The organism is Sinorhizobium sp. 22678 (genome assembly GCF_052044265.1).
Lineage (GTDB): Bacteria > Pseudomonadota > Alphaproteobacteria > Rhizobiales > Rhizobiaceae > Sinorhizobium > Sinorhizobium meliloti_A.
This window is the reverse complement of sequence record NZ_JBQEMS010000001.1, coordinates 380,321-398,233: the sequence shown is the minus strand read 5'-3', so window position 1 is coordinate 398,233 and position 17,913 is coordinate 380,321. Positions and strand designations below refer to the sequence as shown.

The following is a 17,913-nucleotide window of genomic DNA, read 5'->3' as shown; positions in this document are numbered from 1 at the left end:
CGCTCCGGCGGGCGTGCATTCCTTAAGGCCGCTGACGGCAAACGACCCGCGCCGCGCCGGCCGACAAGCGTTACCTCCTTGGCTCGAGCCCGTGCCTGTGAATAGCGGGCAAGGCGCAGGCTGCCTGTGGCTTCCTTCGGCCATGCCGCTTATATGGAGGTTTGCATGCATGTCGTTGCCCGAAGCCGCTGCACGGGCTCGGGCGACATGCGGTAGAGGTAACCATGCGCTTTTCACCGTCCTTCCTCGACGAGATACGCGACCGCGTCCCCATTTCGGACGTGATCGGCAAGCGCGTCACCTGGGACCGGCGCAAGACCAATGTTCCGCGCGGCGATTATTGGGCCTGTTGCCCGTTCCACGGCGAGAAATCTCCGAGCTTCCACTGCGAGGATCGCAAGGGCCGCTATCATTGCTTCGGCTGCGGCGTTTCCGGCGATCATTTCCGCTTCCTGACCGAGCTCGAGGGCCTGAGTTTTCCGGAAGCCGTGCAGCAGATCGCCGATTTGGCGGGCGTCCCGATGCCGCAGCCGGACCCGCAGGCCGAGCAGCGCGAGCGGGAACGTACGAGCCTGCTCGACGTCATGGAACTGGCGACGCAGTTTTTTCAGGATCAGCTTCAGACGGCGAACGGGGCGAAGGCGCGCGCGTATCTGCGCGAGCGCGGACTGACCGGCCGCACGATCGAGACGTTCCGTCTCGGCTTTGCACCCGACAGCCGCAATGCGCTGAAGGAGTTTCTCGCCGGAAAGGGTATCGGCAAGGAGCAGATCGAGGCCTGCGGCCTCGTCGTGCACGGCGACGGCATTCCGGTTTCCTACGACCGCTTCCGCGACAGGATCATGTTCCCGATCCCGTCCGCCCGAGAAAAGGTGATCGCCTTCGGCGGCCGCGCCATGTCGCCGGACGCCCCGGCAAAATATCTGAACTCCAACGAGACCGAGCTCTTTCACAAGGGCAATGTGCTCTTCAATTTCGCCCGCGCCCGGCGGGCTTCGCAGGGTGCCGACGGCGCAGGCACGATCATTGCCGTCGAAGGCTATATGGACGTGATCGCGCTTCATCAGGCGGGGATAGAAAATGCCGTTGCGCCGCTCGGCACGGCGCTGACCGAAAATCAGCTCGATCTCTTATGGAAGATGACGACCCAGCCGGTGCTCTGCTTCGACGGCGACGGCGCCGGCGTGCGCGCCGCCCATCGGGCCGTCGATCTCGCGCTGCCCCATTTGAAGCCGGGCCGGTCCGTGCGCTTTGCCCTGTTGCCGGAGGGCAAGGACCCGGACGATGTGGTGCGCCATGACGGACGCGAGCCCTTCGACAAGGTGCTCGCCAATGCCCGCTCGCTCGCCGAGATGGTCTGGCAGCGCGAGGTGCAGGGCGGCGATTTCGACACGCCGGAAAAACGCGCCGAACTCGAAGCGCGGCTGCGGCAGGTGACCTCGGTAATCGCCGACGAGAGCGTGCGCCGCCATTATGGGCAGGACATACGCGACCGCCTGAATGCGTTTCTTCAGGGGAGCGCGCCGTTCAGAGGCGAAAAGCGGCCGTTCGAGCGAGCCGGGAGGCAGGGGGGCAGGCAGGGTGGCAGGGGCTGGTCGCCGGCTCCCAACCCGGTCATGGGCGCGGCCGTGGAAGCTGGGACCGCCGGCAGTTCCAAACTCAATCAGATGCTGAAGGCCCGCGGCTCGCTTCGCCCGCCGGTACTTCGCGAGAGCGTGCTTGCATTGACGATCGTCAATCATCCGCAATTGCTGTTCGACGAGTATGACGAGATTGCCACGATCGAGTTCGACCACCGTGATCTGCAGCGCTGCTGGGCTGCGGTTCTGAACGCGGCGGCGGCGAACGGATTGCGGCTCACGCGGGAAACCCTCATGGAGCGGCTCGAGGCGGAGGGATTCTCCACGCTGATCGCCGCTCTGGACCGGCAGGTGCGTTATGCGCGGCTCTGGACCGCAACGGCGGCGGCGGCTCCGGAGGATGCACGCGAAGGTTACCTTCAGGCCCTGACGCTTCATCGGCGGACGAAGGCGCTGCTCTGGCAGAAGCGGGAACTCGAGCGCGAGATCGCGGAAGCCACGGCGTCCGAAGACGTGGAGCAGGGTCAGCGGCTCGTGCGCGCCATGGAGGAGGTGCAGCTCGAGCTTCACCGGATGGACAAGCTCGAAGCGATCATCGAAGGCTTCGGCGTGCTTTCCGGACGCGTCAAAGGCCCGGCGGCTCGTTAGCCGATACTCTCACGACGGGCAGGTTGAGCAGCGGCCCGAGCCGGTTTGCCTTCAATCAGCCGCGACTCCATACTGCGTGCTCCCGATGAAAGCGATTCCATGCCCGAAAGCCACAACACCGCCCGCCTGTTCGAAACGGAAGGCCTCAGCAATCCCCTCGATCTCCTGAAGCGTATCTACGGTTATTCCACCTTCCGCGGTCAACAGCAGGCGGTCGTCGACCATGTGGTTGCCGGTGGCGACGCCGTCGTGCTCTTTCCGACGGGGGCGGGAAAATCGCTCTGCTTCCAGATCCCGGCGCTCTGCCGCCGGGGCGTCGGCATCGTCGTTTCGCCGCTGATCGCCCTGATGCGCGATCAGGTGGAGGCGCTGAAGCAGCTCGGCATCCGGGCCGCGGCACTCAACTCTTCATTGACGCGGGACGAGGCGATCGCGGTCCGCCGCGCTCTTTCGAGAGACGAACTCGATCTCCTCTACGTGACGCCGGAGCGCGCCGTCACCGATGGCTTCGCCGAAATGATCGCCGATGCCGACATCGCCCTTTTCGCGATCGACGAGGCCCATTGCGTATCGCAATGGGGACATGACTTCCGCCCGGAATATCGCGGTCTCGGCTGCCTCGCCGAGCGCTTTCCCGGCGTGCCGCGCATTGCGCTTACCGCCACCGCGGATCCCCATACGCGCGACGATATGATCGAGCGGTTGGCACTCGGCGGCGCGCGCGTTTTCACCTCCAGCTTCGACCGACCGAATATCGCCTATGAGATCGTGGAACGCGATCAGCCTCGCCAGCAATTGCTGCGCTTCCTGTCGCGCTTCAAGGATGCAAGCGGCATCGTCTATTGCCTGTCGCGCGCGAAGGTCGAGGATACGGCGGAATGGCTCGATGCACAGGGCATCCGTGCACTTCCCTATCATGCCGGCATGGAGCGGGCGGCGCGCGACGCCCATCAGGATGCATTCCTGAAGGAGGAGAATCTGTGCCTCGTCGCAACCGTCGCCTTCGGCATGGGGATCGACAAGCCGGATGTGCGCTACGTCGCCCATCTCGATCTCCCGGGCTCGGTCGAGGCCTACTACCAGGAGACGGGGAGGGCGGGTCGCGATGGCCTGCCTTCCGAAGTGTGGATGGCCTATGGCATGGCCGACGTAATTCAGCGCCGGCGGATGATCGACGAGGGCGGGGCGCCCGAGGAAATCAAGCGCATCGAGCGGGCGAAACTCAATTCGCTGCTTGCCATTTGCGAGACGGCAGGCTGCCGACGCCAGGCCATCCTCGCGCATTTCGGTGAGGCTCATCCGGGCGGCTGCGGGCATTGCGACACCTGCCTGAAGCCGGTCGAGACCTGGGACGGCACGGAAGCGGCGATCAAGGCGCTTGCCGCCGTCTACCGGACCGGAGAGCGCTTCGGAACCGGCCATCTGATCGATGTGCTTACGGGCAGCGTGAACGAGAAGACGGAGCGCTTCGGCCATGTCGACATGCCGGTCTTCGGGGCCGGCAAGGACCTGCCGGCGCGCACCTGGCAGTCGATTTTCCGGCAACTGCTCGCCGCCGGGCTGATCTCCGTGGACCACGGCGCCTTCGGAGCGTTTAAGCTCGAGCCCGAGGCCCGCAGCGTCTTTCGCCGCGAACGGCAGGTGCTCTTCCGCAAGGACCGTCCGAGTTCCGGCAAGGCCAAAGCCGCACGCGGGTCGAAGGCGACCGGCGAACGATCGGACCTCGCGGGATCCGATCTCGAACTGTTCGAGCGGCTCCGGTCCGAGCGCCTCTCTCTCGCCCGAGAGATGGACGTGCCGCCCTATGTCGTCTTTCCGGATACGACCTTGATCGCTCTCGCCAAGCGGCGTCCGCGCGATTTCGACGAATTGCTCGACGTTCCCGGTATCGGCGAGAGCAAGCGGGAGAGATATGGCGAAGCGTTTCTCGCCGTGATCGAGGCGTTCGAGGGCTGAAGTCGAAGCGGGATGATGGAACCGCCCTCGTCCCGGTGCGGGCGTGGGCGCAGCATCGAAACCGATTCCATGAGCAGTGCCATCGTGCTAGTCGTCTAGACTGGTGAAATGAAGTTCTTGTCTCGAAAGCACGCAACCCATGACCACGGCCTTCCTCTCCCATCTCCGTTCGGAACTCGAAAGCCTCAGGCAGGCCGGGCTCTATAAGTCCGAGCGGGTCATCACCTCCAAGCAGTCGGGCGAGATTGAAGTCGCTTCCGGCGAGCGCGTCCTGAATTTCTGCGCCAACAACTATCTCGGCCTCGCCGACAGCGAGGAGCTTGCGGAAGCCGCGAAGAGCGCGCTCGACCGTTACGGCTACGGCATGGCGTCTGTGCGCTTCATCTGCGGCACGCAGGAGGAGCACAAGGAGCTCGAAGCGCGCATATCCTCCTTCCTGGGCATGGAGGACACGATCCTCTATTCCTCCTGTTTCGACGCCAATGGCGGTTTGTTCGAGACGCTGCTCGGCGAGGACGACGCGATCATCTCCGATGCGCTGAACCATGCCTCCATCATCGATGGAGTGCGCCTCTCCAAGGCGAGGCGCTTCCGCTATGCCAACAACGACATGGCAGCATTGGAAGAGGAGCTGAAGAAGGCGGAAGGCAGCCGTTTCAAGATGATCGCCACCGACGGCGTCTTTTCGATGGACGGCATCATCGCCAATCTCCAGGGCGTTTGCGATCTGGCTGAGAAATACCACGTCATGGTCATGGTGGACGACAGCCATGCGGTCGGTTTCGTCGGCAAGCATGGGCGCGGCTCCGCCGAGCATTGCGGCGTCGAGGGACGGGTCGATATCATTACCGGTACGCTCGGCAAGGCGCTCGGCGGCGCTTCGGGCGGGTATACCTCGGCGAAGGCCGATGTCGTCGAGTGGTTGCGCCAGCGTTCGCGGCCCTATCTCTTTTCCAATACGCTCGCGCCCGTGATCGCGGCCGCTTCTCTCAAGGTTTTCGAGCTGATCGAAGACGGCGACGCTCTGCGCAACCGTCTTTACGCAAACGCGGCGCTCTTCCGGAGCGAGATGTCCAGGCTAGGCTTCACGCTTGCCGGCGAGGGCCATCCGATCATTCCGGTCATGCTTGGAGATGCGGCGCTCGCACAGGAGATGGCGGCGCGCATGCTGAAGAAGGGCGTCTACGTCGTGGGCTTCTCCTTCCCGGTGGTGCCGAAGGGGCAGGCCCGCATCCGCACGCAGATGTCCGCGGCGCACAGCGAAACGGATGTCCGCCGTGCCATCGCGGTCTTCGAGGAGGTGGGCCGCGAACTGGAGGTGATCTAATTGGCACAGGCGAGGATCGAGCGATGACCAACATGATGAAGGCACTCGTCAAGACGAAGCCGGAGGTCGGCCTCTGGATGGAGCGCGTGCCGGTGCCGGAAGTCGGCCCGAACGACGTCCTGATCCGTGTCAGGAAATCGGCAATTTGCGGCACCGACGTCCACATCTGGAATTGGGATCAATGGGCGGAGAAGACGATCCCGGTGCCGATGGTCGTCGGACACGAATTCATGGGCGAGGTCGTCGAGGTCGGGCCGGCCGTCAGCAAGCATCATGTCGGCGAGCGCGTTTCCGGAGAAGGTCACATCGTCTGCGGCAAATGCCGCAATTGCCGCGCGGGCAGGGGGCATCTCTGCCGCAACACGCTCGGCGTCGGCGTCAATCGCCCCGGCTCCTTCGCCGAGTTCGTCTGCCTTCCCGAATATAATGTCGTGTCGATCCCCGACGACGTGCCGGACGAGATCGCCGCAATCTTCGACCCCTTCGGCAACGCCGTGCATACGGCGCTCTCCTTCGATCTCGTCGGCGAGGACGTTCTGGTCACCGGTGCCGGGCCGATCGGCATCATGGGGGCGATGGTGGCCAAGCGTTGCGGTGCCCGCAAGGTGGTGATTACCGACATCAACCCCGTTCGTCTGGATCTCGCGCGCAAGCTCGGCATCGACCACGTCGTCGACGCTTCGAAGGAAAATCTTGCCGACGTCATGCGGGTGATCGGCATGACCGAGGGCTTCGATGTCGGGCTGGAAATGTCGGGCGCCGCGCCCGCGTTCCGCGATATGATCGACAAGATGAACAATGGCGGCAAGATCGCGATCCTCGGCATTGCACCGGCGGGCTTCGAAATCGACTGGAACAAGGTCATCTTCAAGATGCTCAACCTCAAGGGCATCTATGGCCGCGAAATGTTCGAGACCTGGTACAAGATGATCGCCTTCGTCCAGGGCGGGCTCGACCTCTCGCCGATAATCACTCACCGGATCGGCATCGACGATTTTCGCGACGGCTTCGAGGCGATGCGCTCGGGCAATTCCGGCAAGGTGGTGATGGACTGGTAGACGGAGTCGCGGTCGCGATCGACTGCCATCAGGATTCTTCCGGAAAAATCGCGCAACCCTTGTCTTTCTTTGGGGCGCTCCTACATGTTGAGCGAAAGCTGATAAACAGCGCAAAATCCCGTCCATGAGCGTTTTTTGCCGATTTGCGCGGTTTTTCACCGGAAATGCTTGACGGGATCAAAAATTCTGGGAATCACCATTTCAAGCAGAAATGGCGACATGGTACGGCGGATAGGAAATCATGCCAGGGACGTTTCAGTGGCAGGACTGTCGAAGCTTGCCCGTTCACCGCGATCGCTGTCGTGGTTAATCAGGAATTAAATATCATCCCGTTACGTCAGGGGAAATAATCGGTGGCGGGTACGCGGCGTGCCCGGACCTCCGAGTAGCATTGATTACCGGGCGCCGGCCGGTTGCGACAAGGAAAGCGACGAATAAATGGCAACAAAAGTCAAAGAAAACGAAGAAGCCGACGTTGAACGTGAAGGTGCACCGGACGGTCCGCTTCTCGATCTTTCCGACGATGCTGTCAAGAAGATGATCAAGGCCGCCAAGAAGCGCGGCTATGTGACCATGGACGAGCTCAACTCCGTTCTGCCCTCCGAAGAAGTGACTTCCGAGCAGATCGAAGACACGATGTCCATGCTTTCCGACATGGGCATCAACGTCATCGAGGACGAGGAAGCCGAGGAGGCTGCCGCCAGCGACGACGATGACGGCGCCGACGAGGGCGAAAGCGAAGGCGGCGAACTCGCGCCTGCCAGCGGCACTGCGCTTGCAGCCAGCAAGAAGAAGGAGCCGACCGATCGCACCGACGATCCGGTGCGCATGTATCTGCGCGAGATGGGCTCCGTGGAGCTTCTCTCGCGCGAAGGCGAAATTGCCATTGCCAAGCGGATCGAGGCCGGCCGCGAAACGATGATTGCCGGGCTTTGCGAGAGTCCGCTTACCTTCCAGGCGTTGATCATCTGGCGCGACGAGCTGAACGAGGGTCAGACCCTTCTGCGCGAGATCATCGATCTCGAGACGACCTATTCCGGCCCCGAGGCAAAGGCTGCACCGCAGTTCCAGAGCCCGGAAAAGATCGAAGCCGACCGCAAGGCTGCGGAAGAGAAGGAAAAGGTACGCAAGACCCGCGCTGCGGCGAACGACGACGACATCACCAATGTCGGCGGCGAAGGCCAGCCATCCGAAGAAGAAGAGGAGGACGACGACGAGTCGAACCTCTCGCTCGCCGCGATGGAAGCGGAACTGCGTCCGCAGGTGATGGAGACGCTCGACGTCATCGCCGAAACGTACAAGAAGCTCCGTAAGCTGCAGGACCAGCAGGTGGAAGCGCGCCTTGCCGCGACCGGCACTCTGTCGCCGGCGCAGGAGCGCCGCTACAAGGAGCTGAAGGACGAGCTGATCAAGGCCGTGAAGTCGCTGTCGCTCAACCAGAACCGCATCGACGCTCTGGTCGAGCAGCTCTACGACATCTCCAAGCGCCTGACGCAGAACGAGGGCCGCCTCCTGCGCCTGGCCGAATCCTATGGCGTCAAGCGTGAGGCGTTCCTGGAGCAGTATTCCGGCGCCGAACTCGATCCGAACTGGATGAAGTCGATCAGCAATCTCGCCGGCAAGGGCTGGAAGGAGTTTGCCAGGGCCGAAAACCAGACGATCCGCGACATCCGCCAGGAGATCCAGAACCTTGCCACCGAGACCGGCATTTCCATTGCCGAGTTCCGCCGCATCGTATCCATGGTCCAGAAGGGCGAACGTGAAGCGCGTATCGCCAAGAAGGAGATGGTCGAGGCCAACCTTCGTCTGGTGATCTCTATCGCCAAGAAGTACACGAATCGTGGCCTGCAGTTCCTCGATCTGATCCAGGAAGGCAATATCGGTCTGATGAAGGCGGTCGACAAGTTCGAGTATCGCCGCGGTTACAAGTTCTCGACCTATGCGACGTGGTGGATCCGGCAGGCGATCACCCGTTCGATCGCCGACCAGGCCCGCACGATCCGCATTCCGGTGCACATGATCGAGACGATCAACAAGATCGTGCGCACCTCTCGCCAGATGCTGCACGAGATCGGCCGCGAGCCGACGCCCGAGGAGCTGGCGGAAAAGCTCGCAATGCCGCTCGAAAAGGTGCGCAAGGTCCTGAAGATCGCCAAGGAGCCGATCTCGCTCGAAACGCCGGTCGGCGACGAGGAAGATTCGCATCTCGGCGATTTCATCGAGGACAAGAATGCGCTGTTGCCGATCGACGCGGCCATTCAGGCGAACCTGCGCGAGACGACGACGCGCGTGCTCGCCTCGCTCACGCCCCGCGAGGAGCGCGTGCTGCGCATGCGTTTCGGCATCGGCATGAACACCGACCATACGCTGGAAGAAGTCGGCCAGCAGTTCTCGGTCACCCGCGAACGCATCCGGCAGATCGAAGCGAAGGCGCTGCGCAAGCTCAAGCATCCGAGCCGTTCGCGCAAGTTGCGCTCGTTCCTGGACAGCTGATCCCAGGACCTTCCACGAAGTAACGAAGCCGGGCCTGGATCCAGCGCCCGGCTTTTGTTTGTGCGCCGGGCGTGGCGCAAAACCGTACCTCGTTGTCCTCGAAATGCTTTATACTTTGCGCGTTGCGGCAGAGAAGGTCGCTCCCTCCCATCGCCGGGAACTTGGCGTTCCGAGGCCGCATATGAGTGCGCGAATGCGCTCCGGTATTCTTCAGATACAGGGCATCCTTAAGCGCCATCGGCCGAAGGCGGGATGCTTTGCGGGAGGTGTGAGATGACGACTTACGTTCTGCTTCTCAATTGGACCGAGCTGGGTATCAGGAACGTGCGCGAGTCGCCGAAGCGGCTCGATGCGGCAAGGAGGCAGCTCGAGGAAATGGGCGGTTCCTTCAAGGATTTCTATCTGACGATGGGCGAACACGACATGGTTGCGATCTGCGAAGCGCCCGACGACGCAGTCGCTGCGCGCTTCGCTATCACGCTCGGCATGAACGGCAATGTGCGTACGCGCACGCTGAAGGCCTTCCCGGAGGCCGCCTACCGCGAACTGATCGGTACGCTCTGATCGAGCGCTTCCGGATCGCCGCTCATCTGCCTGCCGGCGCCTTCTCCCCGCAAGGGGCGAACGGACACGTTCGCCCGCTCCCCGCCTGCGGGGGAGCTCGGATTCTAACCCGAGGAGAGGGGTAGCCCACTTCGCCTACGCATAAAAACCGATCCTTAAGATTTACGTCTTATCAACCTCTCGCAAACGAGAGGTTCCGCGATGCGTTGCGTTTTTGTCGTCGTCCTCCTGTTGTTGGCCGGCTGCGGGACGGTGCCGAGAGAGACCCGGAACGCCTGTGCGGTTTTCGAGCAGCGAGATGGTCTTTTCAACAATTGGCGCAGGGCTGCCTACGCGGCAGAGCGCGAATACGGCGTGCCGGTCCCGGTGTTGATGGCGACGATCTATGCCGAGTCAGGCTTCCGCCATAATGCCAGGCCGCCTCGCACGAAACTCTTCGGCTTCATCCCGTGGACAAGGGTCTCGTCGGCCTACGGCTACTCGCAGGCGCTTGACGGCACCTGGGCGCGCTATCAGTCCGAGACTGGCCGGTGGACGGCGCGCCGATCGGATTTCGGCGACGCGATCCGCTTTATCGCCTGGTATCACAATCAGAGCCATCAGCGGAACGGCATCGCTCTCAACGATACCTACCGGCTCTATATCGCCTATTACCACGGCCACAGCGGCTACGCCCGCGGCAACTGGAGCGATACGGCAAAGGCAGGCGCCAAGAGAGCATCCGGCATGGCTGCGAACTACGCGCGCCAGCTGCGCGGCTGCGGCTCCTGACGCGAGCGGATGACGGCAGCCATCAAAATGTCGTCCCCCTGTCGGATCCTGCGCTCTTCGATCGTCCTTGTGATGTCAACGTGGAGGAGACGAAAATGGCGTATGTGGACGGTTTTCTCGTTGCAGTGCCGACGGCCAACATAGAGGCCTACAAGAAGCTGGCGAGCGCGGCGGGTGCGGTGTGGAAGGAGCATGGCGCGCTCAATTACGTCGAATGCCTCGCAGACGACGTGCCCTATGGCGAACTCACATCATTCCCGCGCGCGGTTCAGGCAAAGGACGACGAGACCGTCGTCTTCTCGTGGATCGTCTACCGGTCGCGTCAGGACCGGGACGCGATCGTCGCCAAGGTGATGGCGGATCCGAGACTGCAGGGCGACGAATGGAAGTCCATCTTCGATGGAAAGCGCATGATCTATGGCGGGTTCGAGGCTTTCCTCGAACTATAGAAACGGCGTTGCAGCCTGCGGTACGATCCCGTAAGTCATGGAGCGAACCGGATGCTAGACAGGCCCCGTACGTCAATGGACATGCGGGGTCACAGCAGCGCCCGGAAGCTCGCGGAGGAGAGAATGGCGCAGACCGTCATCGCCATATCTACGAAAGGGCAGGGGCTCTACGAGTTCACGGCCGCGGCCGGCGACTTCGTGCGTGCGTCCGGCGTGGATGAAGGATTGCTCACGGTTTTCGTCCGTCATACTTCCGCTTCGCTGATCATCCAGGAGAACGCCGATCCGGACGTGAAGCGAGACCTCCATGCCTTTTTCCACCGGCTGGTACCGCCGTCCTCCGATCGCTCGATGAGCTGGATCGTCCATACGATGGAGGGGCCGGACGACATGCCGGCCCATATCAAGGCGGCACTCACACAGGTTTCGCTCGGCATTCCCGTCATGCAGGGACGCCTGGCGCTTGGCACCTGGCAGGGGCTTTATCTCTTCGAACACCGCGACCGGCCGCACCGCCGCGAGATCGTCCTGCATCTCGGCAGCTGACGAGGCGCAGGCGCGGGCGGGCGCTACCATTTTCTCTTTCCGCGCGGCCGGCGCATTGCGGTAGAGTGAAGCGGGGGACAATTCGGAGGAGAAAATGACAGACGCCCAGACGATAGCCAGCCGTTTCATCGAAGCCCTGAACGACCGCGACTTCGACACGCTTTCGCGTCTCGTCGGCGAGGACGTCGCGTTCGACTCGCCCACCGGGGAGCGAACCCTCGGCGCCGGCGCGCTCAGGAGCTGGGTGATGAATTATTTCCGCCATTTCGACGAGAGCTTCGGCGACGTCGTGTTGATGCGGGACGCCGCCGGTGAGCGGGTGGCGGCGGATACGACCGCGCGCGGTACCTATCGCGAGACGATGGCCGGCTTTCCCGAAGCCTCCGGTCAGGCCTATTCCATTGCGAGCGTCTTCGTCTTCGAGATCGAGGACGGTCTCATTGCGCGACTCAGCCACTATCGCAACAGCCGCCTCTTCGAGCGCGAGCTGGCGGGGTGAGCCCGTCTTAACCGTCTGACGCCAACGCACGTCCGGACGAAGAACCTTTATACACGTTTCTGGAATCGCTCCTTAGCCTGTCGGATCAATAACTTACCCTGCCGGAATGTACCGGGGGTTTGGAGCGATTCATGGCGCGTCGGGGGCGTGATCAACCTGAATACTGCATGAACGGAGGGTTCCGGTGCCGTTCAGTTTGGCGGGCCTATGTTTGCCTCAATCGTCAACCAGAACCGCTTCGTCACACCGGAGAAAAGCAATGAAAAAGTTCCTCGTTAACGCCGCCGTCGCTGCAGTGATCGGATTGACCGGTCTGGTTTCCACGGCCTCGGCGCAGTCGCTCACCCTGGAATTGGGTCCGGGCGGCGGCGTCCACTACCGCGACTATGACCGCCACGACGACTGGCGCGATCGCCGGCACTATGACCGCCGCGACCGTCGCGGCCGCTGTGCACCCGGCCTCGCCGTCGAAAAGGCACGCGATCGCGGTCTCCGCCGCGCCTATGTTGCCGACGTAACAGGTCGCCGCGTCGTCGTCGAAGGCCGCCGCCATGGGCACCGCCAGGCCATCATTTTCGCCAATGCACGCGGATGCCCGGTCATCGGCCGCTGGTAAATCCCCGGATTTCCGTCTCGTCTCCTCCGGCCGACGGAAATGGAGCCCTCACGCCCTGGCGTGGGGGCTCTTTGCTTTGCGCTTCGGACCCCGTTACTGATTGACGGCGAACGTCACGTTGACGGTGACGTTATAGGCATTCTCGCCGGTCGCCATCGGAACCGAATCGGCGGCGGCAAATTCCTTCGCCATGCTGCGGACCACGGGGATCGGTTCGGGCCGGGAGGGCTGCTCCGCGATCTCGATCACGCGTCCGAGCGAGACCCCCGCCGCCTCGGCCAGAACCTTGGCCTTGTTGATGGCGTCGGCGACCGCGGCCTTGCGGGCTTCCGTGATCACGGCATCCGGCTTGTCGTTGGTGAACTCGATGCCGCCGCCCTGATTGACGCCGAGGGTCACGGACTTGTCCAGGATCTCGCCGAGCTGTCCCAGATCCCGCACGCGCACGCCGACACCGTTGACGACCTGATAGCCCACCAGTTCCGGCGGCCGATTACCGCCGTCATTGTTCGGCGGATAGTGATATTGCGGATTGATCGAGAAGCCGCTCGTCTGCAGGTCGCGCTCGGCGATCCCGGCCTGCTTCAATGCCGAGAGCACGTCCGCCATCGCCTTGTTGTTGGCATCGAGCGCTTCGCGCGCGGTCTTGGCGTCCTTGACGACGCTGAGCTGCAAAATCGCCATGTCCGGAGCGGACGTCGAGCGGCCCTCGCCGGAGACCTTGATCACCGCCTGACGGCCCCTGACACCGTCCGGGCGCCCCTTGCCATCTCCCTTGCCGGCGGTGCTCTCCTGCGCCGCCGCCGCGGCTGCAAAGGCGCCGGCAAATGCGGCTGCGACTGCGGCGACATGAACGGTACGGGCAATGCGTGTAGAAAACATGGACGTTTCTCTCCGGTTGTTTATCCTCGATTCCATGCTTACCGATTGTGTAGCTATTGCGGCAATGGCTTGTCGGCAAAAAGGTTTTACGCTAGAGCCTGCACAGCGGACTGCCATTGGTCCGCAACCGCCGGCGACGACGGCAGGGCCTGTAGCTCAATGGTTAGAGCCGGCGGCTCATAACCGCTTGGTTGGGGGTTCGAGTCCCTCCGGGCCCACCATTTTCTTTTATTTTCAATGGGTTACATGGGGGTTTTTCAAAAATATTTGGAAACCTTTTGGTAAACCCTCCGGGCAAAGAAAAGGGCGGCTCGATGGCCGCCCCTTTTTCATTCGCCAATAACCCGCAAGCGGGGCCGCACTCCCTCCAATATCGAGCCCTCTCGCCAGTTCCGCCCCAACCGGCTATCAACTGCGGCGACGACCAGGCAACTCCCCGCTACGTCGTCTCCGTTCCCTCGAGAGGCTATCGGTTCGTTGCTCCGGTCACCCGAATGCCACTCGAACCTGCTGCAGGGGAATTAGTCGACAACAACCTTCCGAAGCAACTTACGCAGGTGATCGGGCGCGAAGAAGCGATCAAGATCGTGGAAGGGCGGTTCCAACGATTCCGGATTGTCACTATCGTCGGGCCTGGCGGCATGGGCAAGACGACGGTCGGCATTCGCGTGGCAGCCCAGCTCCTGTCATCGCACAAAGACGGCATTTGTTTCCTTGACCTGGCTCCGATAACGAATCCGCAGCTGCTCCCGTCTATCTTGGCCTCGGCACTCCGGCTGACAGAGACATCGGACGATCCGACGAGGAGCCTGATCGGCTTTCTCCGCGGAAAGAGAATGCTGATCGTTTTCGACAGCTGCGAACACATCCTCGAGGACGCCGCACGACTGGCGGAAACATTGCTCCGTGAAGCACCGGAAGTCGCGATTCTGGCAACCAGTCGCGAAGCGTTGCGAGTGGAGGGCGAAAGTGTTTACAGGCTCCCACCTCTCGACATGCCGCCATCGGCAGTCGTCCTGACCGCCGACGACGCATTGAAATACCCAGCCATCCGTCTGTTCGTGGAGCGGGCTGCCTCTTCCGGAAGCGGGTATTCCTTCGATGACGACGAAGCTCCGGTCGTGGCGCACATATGTCGGCAGCTTGACGGGATCGCTCTGGCAATCGAACTCGCCGCGGCACGGGTCGACGCATTCGGCACGCGCGGCATTGCCGAACTTCTGAACGATCGCCTGCTACTGCTGACAGGTGGGCGGCGCACGGCTCTTCCCCGTCACCAAACCTTGGCGGCTATGATCGAGTGGAGCTACGGAGCACTTTCGGCTCGAGAGCAGACGGTCCTGCGTCGCCTAGCGATATTAGGAGGAGAGTTCGGACGGGAAGCTGCCGTGGCGGTCGCCGCCGATCAAAACAACCCGCAGCCCGATGTGCCGGCACGCCTGGCGGACCTCGTCGCCAAGTCCCTCGTATCGGTCGACACACAAGGGAAAGGCGTCAGGTACCGCCTTCTCGACACGACACGAGCGTTCGCTTTGGACAAACTTCGGCAAGAAGGAGAGACCGATGCCCTCGTGCGCCATCTGGCGCAATATCTGTGCACAATCCTTAGTCACTCGCAGGACGAGGTCGAGACCCTTCCGAACGAAGAATGGATGCTGAAATACGCGTCCAATATCAACAACGTTCGCTTAGTTCTTGATTGGGCCTACGCAGAGGGCGGCGACGTCGAGATCGGCCTTGCGGTCACAGTGGCCGCAATTCCCATTTGGTACCAGCTTTCTCTTGTCGACGAATGCATGACGAGCGTTCAGCGCGCGTTACTTGGGATCGCGCCCGGAGAGCGAAGAGACGACCAAGCCCGACAAATCACGCAGCTCTACAGAGCGTTGGGGTTGTCGCAGGTGTTTAAAATCGGTTTCGCCCCGCAAGCTCTCGCCGCCTTCGCGAAGGCTTTCGAGATATCGAAAGAGTTCGGCGATCTCGACGCCCAAGCCGAAGCCCTCTGGGGCCTGTGGATGGCCCAGGTGGGCATGGGCGAATACAGAGAATCGCTGGGAACCGCGGAACGTTTCGTCGCGCTCGGCGGCAGCGGCCTTGACCGTTTCATCGGCGATCGAATGCTCTCCATGACACTGTTTTGTGTCGGCGACTTCCCCGGTTCCCGCCGTCACGCAGACCTGATGATGACACACGACACCTCGGCCGAGACCGCCTCCGCAGGGTCGGTTCGCTTCAGGTTCGGTCAGTCGGTCGCCGCGAAAATCCAGCCCGCTCAGCTGCTTTGGGTACAAGGGCTTCCAATCCAGGCGATCGCGGCAGTAGATATCGCCGTCGAAGCCGCCCGCGCCTCCGGCCATGCGATCTCGCTGTGTGAGGCCCTGGCGCGCTGGTCCTGTCCTATCCTGGTCCATGTGGGTGACTTTGCGGCAGCGGATACGGCCGTCATTGAACTCATCGATCTTGCAAAGACGAACGCGCTCGGTCCATGGGAAGTGTTTGGGCGGTGCTGGAAGGCGACGTTGTTGATACAGCGGGGCCTCCCAGACAGAGGCGTTCCCCTGTTGCGGAACGGACTGACCGAACTGTCGCGTGTCAAACTCTTCAATCTCTACAATGTGAGATTTCTAGGCTTTTTGGCCGACGGTCTCTCTTTGCTCGGACAGCATGCCGAAGCCCGCACGGTAGTCGAGGCGGCGATAAACGCCAGCGAAGAGAGGGAGGAACTCTGGTGCGTCTCCGAACTCCACCGTTTGAAGGGCGATGTGATGCTCCGCGGCGGTGGCGATATCGAAGCCGTCCAGCGTTGCTATCTCCGTGCTCTTGAAGTGGCGCGGCGGCAGGACGCGATCTCCTGGGAGCTTCGGGCGGCAACGAGCCTGGCCAAGCTGGCGGGCGACCACGCACGGATACCCCGCCGACGCGCGTGCCACCTTAGCCTGCGTCTACGCGCGTTTCACCGAGGGGTTTGAAACGGCCGACCTAGCCTCCGTCAGGGAGTTGCTCTCGCGGATGGCCTGACCCCTCAGGTGGGGCTGTGCGGGCGCTGTCACAAGAATTCACCATGATTCACTGGCCCAACAACGTATCGGTCTGCATCTTCTGCTCGTCGCATAGTCGCCGACCGCATGAAAGGCAAGCAGATGAAGACCACCGCAACCACCATGGACGCCCTCGTCCTGAATGAACACAACTCGCATTTCGTTCGCACCAGGATGGCCTGCCGAGCGCCGGTGACAGGCGAGGTGCTGGTGAGGGTCAAGGCGAGTAGCGTCAACCCGCTTGATCTCAAGATCAAGAGCGGCCAGGCTCCCCATGCGCGGCATCCCTTGCCGGCCATTCTCGGCATGGACGTCTCCGGCGTCGTCGAGGCCGTAGGACCCGGCGTCGCCGCGTTCAAGCCCGGCGACGAGGTTTTCGGAATGACGGGCGGTGTCGGTGGTCTCCAGGGTTCGCTGGCCACCTTCGTCACCGTCGACGCCGACCTGCTTGCACCCAAGCCCGACAACCTGACCATGCGCGAAGCGGCGGCGCTGCCGCTTGTCTTCATAACCGCGTGGGAAGGTCTCGTGGATCGCGCGGACGTAAAGGCGCGGCAGAAGGTGCTCGTGATCGGTGCCGGCGGTGTCGGCCATGTCGCCATCCAGATCGCGCGCGCTTTGGGAGCCGAGGTCTTCGCGGTCGACAAGTCGTCCAAGCACAGCCAAATCGAGGAGCTCTGCGCTACAGCAATCGACCGCGATCAGACCGCCGAGGAGTATGTGAAGGACCATACAGGCGGACGCGGCTTCGACGTCGTCTACGACACCGTGGGCGGGTCCGGGATCGACGCCGCTTTCAATGCGGTGAGCCGCTTCGGACACGTCGTGAGTTGCCTCGGGTGGGGCACCCACTCACTAGCTCCGCTCTCCTTCCGGGCTGCGAGCTACTCAGGCGTCTTCACGCTGCTGCCGATCCTGACCGGAGAAGGACGCGCCCATCATGGAGCGATCCTGCGCGAGGCCAAGCGCCTCGTCGAAGCCGGAAAGGTCACACCTCTCCTCGACGCGCGCCGCTTCAACTTCGAAACCGTCGCCGAAGCATATGCCGAAATCGAGAACCGGACTGCCAGGGGGAAGATCGTCGTCGACGTCGCCGAGTAGCCGGAACCCACCGCCAACTCATCCAAACGCTTGGAGGAATTACGTCATGCCATTTGTCAATGTGAAACTGGTTGACGGCGTCTTCACGCCGGAAGAGAAGCACGCCATGGCTAAGGCCCTGACCGACGTCATGGTCAAGTTCGAAGGCTCGGAAGCCTTCCGCGAGGTCGTGTGGGTCCTGATCGAGGAGCTCCACACCGACGGTTGGCACATTGGCGGCCGCCCGTTCGAGGGGCCCAAATCGCTGATGACGACACTTTCGAAGTCCAAAGAGGTGGTTGAGATGATCGACGGCACGCCGACGACCCGAAAGGAATGGGCCGCGGCGGCACCTGTCCTGGGCTGATCCCATTCACTAACGGCGACCACAATAGAGCGGCGGGGC

At 62.4% G+C, this 17,913-nt stretch carries 15 protein-coding genes and 1 tRNA gene; 15 read left to right on the top strand and 1 reads right to left on the bottom strand.

Annotated elements, in window-relative coordinates:
* Positions 1–224: 224 nt before the first annotated feature.
* The 11 genes from dnaG (at position 225) to ACTJKL_RS01980 (ending at position 12,507) form a co-directional block, all read left to right on the top strand.
* Positions 225–2,228, top strand: a complete 2,004-nt coding sequence (gene dnaG, locus ACTJKL_RS02030; RefSeq protein ID WP_440852044.1) for a DNA primase — start codon at positions 225–227, stop codon at positions 2,226–2,228.
* A 45-nt stretch (positions 2,229–2,273) separates the two neighbouring features.
* The gene (gene recQ / locus ACTJKL_RS02025) at positions 2,274–4,184 is read left to right on the top strand and encodes a DNA helicase RecQ (protein WP_440852043.1); all 1,911 of its coding nucleotides are present in this window, start codon (positions 2,274–2,276) and stop codon (positions 4,182–4,184) included.
* Between the two features lie 139 nt (positions 4,185–4,323).
* On the top strand, positions 4,324–5,511 hold the full coding sequence (locus ACTJKL_RS02020; RefSeq protein WP_440852042.1) for a glycine C-acetyltransferase: 1,188 nt from the start codon (positions 4,324–4,326) through the stop codon (positions 5,509–5,511).
* A 23-nt stretch (positions 5,512–5,534) separates the two neighbouring features.
* Positions 5,535–6,569 (top strand): L-threonine 3-dehydrogenase, encoded by a 1,035-nt coding sequence (gene tdh / locus ACTJKL_RS02015; RefSeq protein ID WP_018095615.1) that lies wholly within the window; start codon positions 5,535–5,537, stop codon positions 6,567–6,569.
* A gap of 438 nt (positions 6,570–7,007) precedes the next feature.
* Positions 7,008–9,062, top strand: a complete 2,055-nt coding sequence (gene rpoD / locus ACTJKL_RS02010) for an RNA polymerase sigma factor RpoD (RefSeq protein ID WP_018095614.1) — start codon at positions 7,008–7,010, stop codon at positions 9,060–9,062.
* Between the two features lie 273 nt (positions 9,063–9,335).
* Positions 9,336–9,626: a GYD domain-containing protein gene (locus ACTJKL_RS02005; RefSeq protein ID WP_003532955.1), complete on the top strand. Its 291-nt coding sequence runs from the start codon at positions 9,336–9,338 to the stop codon at positions 9,624–9,626.
* A gap of 201 nt (positions 9,627–9,827) precedes the next feature.
* Complete coding sequence (locus ACTJKL_RS02000) at positions 9,828–10,397, top strand: transglycosylase SLT domain-containing protein (RefSeq protein WP_018095613.1); 570 nt, start codon at positions 9,828–9,830, stop codon at positions 10,395–10,397.
* Positions 10,398–10,492: 95 nt separating this feature from the next.
* Positions 10,493–10,846, top strand: coding sequence for a DUF1428 domain-containing protein (locus ACTJKL_RS01995; protein ID WP_029956413.1), 354 nt, complete (start codon positions 10,493–10,495; stop codon positions 10,844–10,846).
* A gap of 123 nt (positions 10,847–10,969) precedes the next feature.
* Entirely contained in the window at positions 10,970–11,392 is a 423-nt protein-coding gene (locus ACTJKL_RS01990; protein ID WP_324762103.1) for a secondary thiamine-phosphate synthase enzyme YjbQ, read from the top strand.
* A gap of 94 nt (positions 11,393–11,486) precedes the next feature.
* The gene (locus ACTJKL_RS01985; protein ID WP_411921652.1) at positions 11,487–11,891 is read left to right on the top strand and encodes a ketosteroid isomerase-related protein; all 405 of its coding nucleotides are present in this window, start codon (positions 11,487–11,489) and stop codon (positions 11,889–11,891) included.
* A gap of 259 nt (positions 11,892–12,150) precedes the next feature.
* Complete coding sequence (locus tag ACTJKL_RS01980) at positions 12,151–12,507, top strand: hypothetical protein (RefSeq protein ID WP_018095609.1); 357 nt, start codon at positions 12,151–12,153, stop codon at positions 12,505–12,507.
* 93 nt (positions 12,508–12,600) lie between these two features.
* Here the strand turns inward: ACTJKL_RS01980 and ACTJKL_RS01975 are convergent, their stop codons facing one another.
* Positions 12,601–13,389 (bottom strand): SIMPL domain-containing protein, encoded by a 789-nt coding sequence (locus ACTJKL_RS01975; RefSeq protein ID WP_440852041.1) that lies wholly within the window; start codon positions 13,387–13,389, stop codon positions 12,601–12,603.
* 145 nt (positions 13,390–13,534) lie between these two features.
* Here ACTJKL_RS01975 and ACTJKL_RS01970 point away from each other — a divergent pair.
* The 4 genes from ACTJKL_RS01970 to ACTJKL_RS01955 all read left to right on the top strand — a co-directional run bounded on the left by ACTJKL_RS01970 (position 13,535) and on the right by ACTJKL_RS01955 (position 17,874).
* Positions 13,535–13,610, top strand: a tRNA-Ile gene (locus ACTJKL_RS01970).
* A 273-nt stretch (positions 13,611–13,883) separates the two neighbouring features.
* Positions 13,884–16,358: an ATP-binding protein gene (locus tag ACTJKL_RS01965; protein ID WP_440852040.1), complete on the top strand. Its 2,475-nt coding sequence runs from the start codon at positions 13,884–13,886 to the stop codon at positions 16,356–16,358.
* Positions 16,359–16,529: 171 nt separating this feature from the next.
* Positions 16,530–17,528: a zinc-dependent alcohol dehydrogenase family protein gene (locus tag ACTJKL_RS01960; protein ID WP_100671802.1), complete on the top strand. Its 999-nt coding sequence runs from the start codon at positions 16,530–16,532 to the stop codon at positions 17,526–17,528.
* Positions 17,529–17,574: 46 nt separating this feature from the next.
* The gene (locus ACTJKL_RS01955) at positions 17,575–17,874 is read left to right on the top strand and encodes a tautomerase family protein (protein WP_056584964.1); all 300 of its coding nucleotides are present in this window, start codon (positions 17,575–17,577) and stop codon (positions 17,872–17,874) included.
* Positions 17,875–17,913 lie beyond the last annotated feature (39 nt).